Source organism: Parasedimentitalea nitratireducens, from assembly GCF_057444295.1.
In genome coordinates this window covers 58,338-65,242 of the sequence record NZ_JBYAXC010000015.1, presented here as the reverse complement: position 1 = coordinate 65,242, position 6,905 = coordinate 58,338, and the positions used below count along the sequence as shown (strand labels likewise).

Annotated in this window: 5 protein-coding genes; 2 read left to right on the top strand and 3 right to left on the bottom strand. The window is 55.3% G+C overall.

Annotation, left to right across the window (positions count from 1 at the left end; genetic code table 11):
* Together AC2T28_RS22815 and AC2T28_RS22810 are read left to right on the top strand one after the other, a co-directional pair.
* The coding region (locus AC2T28_RS22815; protein ID WP_486750911.1) for a phospholipase D-like domain-containing protein at positions 1-2,057 on the top strand (2,057 nt) is incomplete at its 5' end.
* Positions 2,058-2,314: 257 nt separating this feature from the next.
* Positions 2,315-2,506, top strand: coding sequence for a hypothetical protein (locus tag AC2T28_RS22810; protein ID WP_486750910.1), 192 nt, complete (start codon positions 2,315-2,317; stop codon positions 2,504-2,506).
* Between the two features lie 201 nt (positions 2,507-2,707).
* Here AC2T28_RS22810 and AC2T28_RS22805 read toward each other — a convergent pair whose 3' ends face one another.
* The 3 genes from AC2T28_RS22805 to AC2T28_RS22795 all read right to left on the bottom strand — a co-directional run bounded on the left by AC2T28_RS22805 (position 2,708) and on the right by AC2T28_RS22795 (position 6,905).
* On the bottom strand, positions 2,708-4,168 hold the full coding sequence (locus AC2T28_RS22805) for a hypothetical protein (RefSeq protein WP_486750909.1): 1,461 nt from the start codon (positions 4,166-4,168) through the stop codon (positions 2,708-2,710).
* 534 nt (positions 4,169-4,702) lie between these two features.
* On the bottom strand, positions 4,703-5,155 hold the full coding sequence (locus AC2T28_RS22800) for a hypothetical protein (protein ID WP_486750908.1): 453 nt from the start codon (positions 5,153-5,155) through the stop codon (positions 4,703-4,705).
* A 199-nt stretch (positions 5,156-5,354) separates the two neighbouring features.
* Complete coding sequence (locus AC2T28_RS22795; RefSeq protein WP_486750907.1) at positions 5,355-6,905, bottom strand: YfjI family protein; 1,551 nt, start codon at positions 6,903-6,905, stop codon at positions 5,355-5,357.

Here is a 6,905-nt window from a genome sequence, read left to right as displayed (position 1 = left end):
TCAGTGGTTACGATGAGCCAAGAACTCTCTCTTATCAAATACGGCTATTTGGACCCATAAGCGCTGACGTCAGACACGCTCCCCTGCTCAAATCTGCGCTTGAGTACTTCGAGAAGCATTCAGACCCCAAGGACAAAGCCATGCGGGATGTCCTGTCTCGAGCTCGAGACAAGACGCCTTGGATTGCCGATATCGAGGCCGCGCGAGAGAGTGAGTGCGACGGTAGGAGGCTTCTGCTTGCGACTGACGATGATGGTGCCCCCATAGGAGAGAGCTTCGCCTCCTTCATAGGGGACGACACCATTGATCGACTTCTTGTTGTGTCCCCGTACTGGGACAAGAACCTCTCTGGCCTCGAAAGGCTACGTAGCGCGCTAGGAATGCCTGACACTGCCATGGTCGTCGATACAGAAGCAGAGGAACAGGGGTTTACGAGGAGTGCCTGCAACTCTCAGTTAGGTATCACGCTACACTCTATCGAGGAGCATGACGCAGCGTGGGATATGAAAGACCAGGTAAGGCGACTGCATGCGAAAGTGATCATCGCTTGCGGGGAAAAAGCGGACTACGTGCTTTCGGGATCCGCCAATGCAACAACACCAGGCCTCTACGGACGCTATGGGGCAGATGGGAACGCAGAGGCCTGCCTCATCAGGGAAGAACCTAAGGGGACTGCAATTGACCGTCTGGGACTATCTGCCTGTCTTTCGGGGGAGATGGCGCTCAAAGACTTGAACCTGCGGTCAGAGAACGCCGACGACAATCACAGCGATAATGAGGATCTGAGCTGGCCGCCCGACGGCGGAAGCATGTGGATCGAGCATGGATCGTTGTTCTGGATGCCGCCGTTCGGGAACGGGGCCGAAAGGTGTCGACTGGAACTTTCTGACCAGAGCGGAAGCCTCATCGAAACGGTGAGGATGTCTGAAGTTCATGGTCAATGGACGTCCCACCTTGTTAGCGAGGGTGTAGTCCCGCGCATCGGGACTGTAGTGTTCGCGGATGGGTCGAGAAGTGCGCCTGTGCCAATCTCGTCCCTAAGCGGGCTGGGGACGAACGCAACGGCCCCGAGGGCCGGGCAGGTGGCGCGTCTCCTTGCTGAATTGGATGGGCGCGACGATCTGGACATGGATGATTACGAGCGGGCGTTGAAGGTCAACATGGCAAGCACGAAGGAGCTTGGGATCACGCAAGACCGGAAGGGAAAACACAGGGATCGATCTGAAGGTGAAGGAGGCGAAGATCTTCGAGAACTGACAGAAGAGGAATATGCCGAGCGCGCCTTGACGAAGGAGGAGGAGCGCGCATTGAGGGATGGGCCTGTTTCTGAGATCAGGCGCTTCATCAACTCCTGCCTCGGTCTGGATCCGCGTGACTTCAGCGATGACGATGATGACCAGCTGACGAAGGCCATGCGCAAACACAATGGCGGCGATGACGAAAATGGAAACGGCGGCGGAAATGGGCCAGATGTTGGCGAGGAGGACCGTCCGGACGTCACACCTGAGTACGAGGAGCTGACGTGGGACGTCGCTGACAAGCGTGCATGGCGGCTCTATGACCGTGTAGGCGATACCTGTGAGGCACTGGGCATGGATGGTATCGAACCGCTCAGCTACCTGAATGCAATCCGCCTGCACATCCTGATCAATGTGCTTCTCAAATCAGCCGCTGCCGTTGGCGAAGACATCGATGAAAAGCATCCGATCTCCGCGTCTGATCCGAGTCGCAGCTGGGTTCGCATGATTGGAAGAGTATGCAGCAGGCTTGTTTCTCCGCTGTCTCAACAGTTTCAGGCGATGCACTCCGAACAATTGCAGGATGAGTGCCTTGATGCGCTGGCGACGATCCTATTTGCGGTCGACCTGGCTGCGACCGCGGCAAAGAACGCTGAATTGAATTCAAAGGTAATAAAGCCACTCGAACAAGTGCATGGGAAACTCGCTCATATGGTGTTGGGGCTCGTAAAGTCACAACCGGCGGCTAACGACTATATCACGAAGGCGGTTCTTGCTCTGGAAAGGACCCACTGCAGGCTGCTAAACGCAGCCGGGTAAGCCGTTGTCGGCACGCATCACAATTTCTATCTGACGCAGACTGTATGATGTCCTGAACCTTTCATCATATTCGGTACCGATTGACAGTCTTGAGCTGCTGAGTTTTCGCGAACGTTTATGCCGGAGAATTTTGCCTTCACCTTAGGGGCTTGCGGCCCCGCAGCGGTTAGCGCTCCTGTGCAGATTGATCGGGATTGGCGTGCCCTGTTGCGCAGGCGTTCCGGACATCATCCGAATGGTCGCCGATACTTGCGTGGATGACTTGCCTCCGCCAGATACGCCCAACCGACGGTTCATTGTTCTTTGCCGGTGATGTCAATTTTCTGCGCACTGCCGACTTTCATCCCCTGAAGATGCTGCGCGATGGGCAAATGGCAGGTCTGGTGAAGCTGCACCGCGGCGATCGGTCAGGGAGTGAACGGCCGGAATGGGCCGTCCTCAACGCCTAGCGGGAACCTAATCGGCTGGATGCTGCGCTGCTTCCGATGACCGTGAAGAGCCCAAAATGCCGAATGCTGCATGGCGCGCCAATGACCTCTTTTGAGCGCAGGTAGTAGCCTGCGCACAACGCAGCTGAGAACAAAAGGAACAAAGCCAAAAGCCATAATACAGTCCAGCAGGGAGGTCCCGACGCTTCGATGTCAGTACGGTCACGTATGCGCGTGCCAGTGCCGCCATGTGCCAACAAGCATTGCGCTCAAGAGTGCTGCCGGGACCAACGGCAGCGCGAAGACTATCAGCTCCCAACTGGCGCTGTGCGCCTGCACCTCGTACACAACCAGAAAGCCCGCGACGGCGGCGGGGCTGCCTGCGCACGCCAGGATGGCTAGAGCAGGTCCTGTTGGAGTTCGAAAAAGGCCAACCCAGGGTGTGCTGACCATTGCAAGCGCGTCTGTGTCGGCTTCGCGGGTCAGGTCGCGCAATTGAATCATCATCACTAGCAAAGTTCCGACCAAGGCGAACAGGATAGCAGTTACCCAATAGCCCATTCCGCTGATGGGGATTTTCGCTCCCATCAGTTCGATATTGGTGTAGCCGCGATCCAGTTCGCTCTTGATGACCCGGCTAAGTTCCTCGAGCGAGAAATCGCCCAACTGCTCCAGCCCATAGGCGGCCAAGGCAGGAAACGCGTAGGAGAAATCGGCATCGTCCCAATCCGAAACAGCTGCGATTTTGTTGCCAAAAGTCCGTGCGAAGTGACCCCGCGCCGACGCCTGCAAGAGGTCGGCCTCGACTGGTAGAACCACAATTGCGCGCACTTCGGCCGCCTCGTAGGCCGTCGAACGACTCCCGATCTCAAGAGGATCCGTCACCACTAGCGTAAGGATATACTGATCCGAAAGGCCGTCGTTTCGGCCGCACGCACCAGGATAAGTATCGCAGGTCAGATACAACAGCTTGTCTGAGACAACGCCCATGTTCATCAGCGCCATGCCGATGCTCTGGTGATCGACCGGTTTTGTACGAATGTCGGTCCCCCCGGGGAAGACGTCCATGAAGTAACGTAAGTCGCCTTCGTCATTGTCAGCATACCCGCGCCACACTCGAAAGCCCCGGTCTGGGGTCCAAGCCGGGTTCAGAGCCGTGAGACTCAGCCGTCCAAGAGCATCCCAAAAATCTGCGAACTCGGTCAGCCTCTGAGGCGCACGAAGGCGAGGCGAGACGGCCGGATGTTCAAGCAGGGGGGACGAGGGTACCGGCCATCCCCGGCTTTCGTGAGGGAACAAAGTGTCTAGGCGCTGCAGGCCCTCCGGCAAGGGGTGAAGTGCCCACGATTGAACGCGCTCGACCCAGAAATGAGGATTGATGAAATTGAATTCGGTGTGCGGGTAGTAGTCACCATGGTCCTGATAAGGAATCGAGAAGCCCGCAATCTGCCGGGGGTCGTGGCGCGCACCGACCTCGGCCTGGGCCCAGTCAGCTAACCATTCAGAGTGGGGATCCCAGATTGCCATCATCGCCATGACGGCGTCCAGCTCGCGCGAGGCGCGATCGGCCAAGTTGCCGCGCAAACCGACCAGCGCTGCCAGAGATACGAAGCTGATGATCAGAACAGTATTTTGTATCGCCCTGATCGATTTCAATAGCTCGTCTAATCGATCTGTCAGCATCGAAGATGCACTCCTCATAATTGCCTAATATAGCGGCTTGGAATAGCCATGAGATTGTCGGCCGATCGTGCTCAATATTTTTTTGTAGCGTACAATTCATCTTAAATGACACTTGGCTCAGATTCAGGACAACTATAGCGGACATTGGCGCAACGACAAAGAATGTCTGAAAGGTCCGGCAGTGTGTGAATTCACGCAGCATCAGATTTCGGCGTCGCAGCGAAAGTCCGCAATCACGGGCCGCAGTGCAGCGGAGGAACGCAGTGGCCAACGGCAGCAAAGGGCCGAAACCGGTTGTCGATCGGATCAAACCGAAAGTCGGGAAAGTCCGCTCAGCTCAGCCGACCTTGGGCCGCCAAAAAATGCTGCGCGATGTACCTAATGGCAGTTTTCGGGAAGCTGCAGCACCGCATCTCGTTACCCGATTAGTGGCGATAATAGGCCGTTTTGTCCTATTCAGCACTAGATTTCCGCGCTGGCTAGTCTGTGCGCCCTTGCAATCCATTGCGCCGGTTGGCCGAATGGGCCGACTATTCAAAACTCATCTGGTATCGTTGCTGCACCATAGTTACTCTCCAACCAAGCTCCGATATCCGCTGAAATGATCGTCTCCAATTGCTGCGCTTCGCGTGTGATCCTCTCGTAGGTCTTCCATCGCATCCACTTTGGTTTTCCAGGAAAAGGAGCGGAAATTCCGCCGTTTTTCTGACCCAGAGAAGCGCGCAATTTATTAGCCTTTCGAATTTTCCGGATGTCCGGAGGTAACAATTCGGAACGATAGCGTCCTTTGGCACACTTGCGACAACGGTTTGGATAGAGAATGCCACAGCGCTGCCTACATCGTGGGCAGAGGAACCAATATCGGACCCCACCAAAGTTGCATGGCGTTGTCGTGACCATCAGATTCAAACCTAATTTGGCGATGGCAGCCTCTGGTTTATCGCCAAGGTCCGAGATGCGAAGCTGAAAGCTCTCGTCACAAATCATTAGGCTAACCTTTCAAAATGTAATGTTTTGCGTTGTGCTGAGGAACTGCTTGCTTTGGCTGAGCGCAGGGCGGCGCATGGACCGAACCTGACACTCAGTTTTACTTGCTCTTCGACAGTGTGACAAAACCCGACAAAATTGGGTGAGACCTCGCTAAGGAAGGATTTGTCGATTTTTGTCACACGGTCGAATGGAGTTTTTATTTTGTCATTGTGTGACGCCGGTGATTAGGAGTTGGCGAGTTCGACTGTGGATGCACCTTCGGGTTGACTTCATAAACTTTTGGCGGTCTCCCGAGGCTGGTATGTTGTTTGAGTGTGAGCCAGTTGGCATCGATAAGAATATCCATGGCCAATTGAATTTCACGCGCCGTTTGCAGCCCAGACCATCTCCAGCGCTGAATGGTTCTGCATCGCACCTCATCCAACTGTTGTTCGACAATCCTTCTGGCAAGGCGCATCGCACTTTGAACTTCCTGAGGCAATGCAACGGAGCCATAGGCGCGTTGGGCATGTGCGAGCAGATGGTCGCCAACATACAAAGTTGCGCGCTCTACAAGCTCGCGTGTGATCAACAAGGGGGCAACAGAATTTTCGTTAGTCGCCGCCCAATCAAGAAGCGTCAAAACCAAGGTCATGCGAACAGTGAGACCTGGGAGCTTCCCGATGTGGCTCTTAATAGGTCCGGCGGCACGTTTTTCGGCTATACGGCAGGTTACACGGAAATTGCTCAGTTTTTCCTGAGCAGCCTCGTCGAAGAGAAGATACTTGGGTTTGCGTTGCCCGTTTTGATCGATGTGGGGTTGAAGACTATAGAGGCGTCGATAGATCCCCGTTAAAAACGACTCATCAAGCTTATTGGTCGGTCTGCAGGGGGCAACAGGATCTGGGAAAACCGTCAAAAAACGAGCTAGAAGTCCATCATCGTCCGATCTCGTGAGTAGCCGGGTCAGTTTGTCTGGTTGAATGCCGCCCAATACTGCAACGATTAGGTTCTCTATCTGGATGGGGTCGGGGTTAGACTTGCGGTCAACTAAATAGCTGCGGCCGCCAAAAGCTTCCAACCAGAATGGACGGTCACCGCCACTGCTGTAGCGATCCATGGACTGAAGCCAGCCCGAGAGTTCGTCGCGTTGCATGAGAAGGCCGCGCCAGGTTGACGACAGTAGATCCGCGACCTTCTCGGTTGTGGCATCGGCAATACGGATACGGTTTTGGATGGGGTGTTTGTCGGAATTTGCAGTGGCTGGTCGAGAGGGAGGTGTCTCTCCTTGCTCAAAAGCTGCTTTGACTTTGGATTTCCATTCAGATTCCGCAATTTTTGCGATGATGTCTTCACCCTCCCACTTTTGCTTGGCGGATTTGTATTCGCGGTAAAGGTCCTCTTCCAGCGGGCGCAGAGCATCCAGAACTGCGTCGAGAGCGGGGCTTTTTCCTGAGGAAGGGTTCCCCACGAGCATGGCCCAAAGGATCGAGGGTTCGCGCCACCCCTCCCAGGGTGACGCCCAGCGCGTATTGCCGATAACCACACTCGCCGTCGACATGAGGGCGAGGGCAACATAGTCGGGGTGCGCACCCTTCACCTCAGCCGCAACGCGGATCCAGGAGGAGATTGCCCCAAAAACCCGGTTGAAGTCAGCGTCAGGCATTTCAGGCGCTGGGCACTCAGGTGGTTCCAAAATGGTCATGTCAGGATCCGGCCACTGAGCCATATTATCGAAAGGAATGATCGTGTGGTCCATGTTTGTCAT

Coding starts and splice junctions, on each gene's coding strand:
- AC2T28_RS22810 (WP_486750910.1), top strand. CDS start 2,315: ATGACTTGCCTCCGCCAGATACGCCCAACCGACGGTTCATTGTTCTTT.
- AC2T28_RS22805 (WP_486750909.1), bottom strand. CDS start 4,168: ATGCTGACAGATCGATTAGACGAGCTATTGAAATCGATCAGGGCGATA.
- AC2T28_RS22800 (WP_486750908.1), bottom strand. CDS start 5,155: ATGATTTGTGACGAGAGCTTTCAGCTTCGCATCTCGGACCTTGGCGAT.
- AC2T28_RS22795 (WP_486750907.1), bottom strand. CDS start 6,905: ATGACAAACATGGACCACACGATCATTCCTTTCGATAATATGGCTCAG.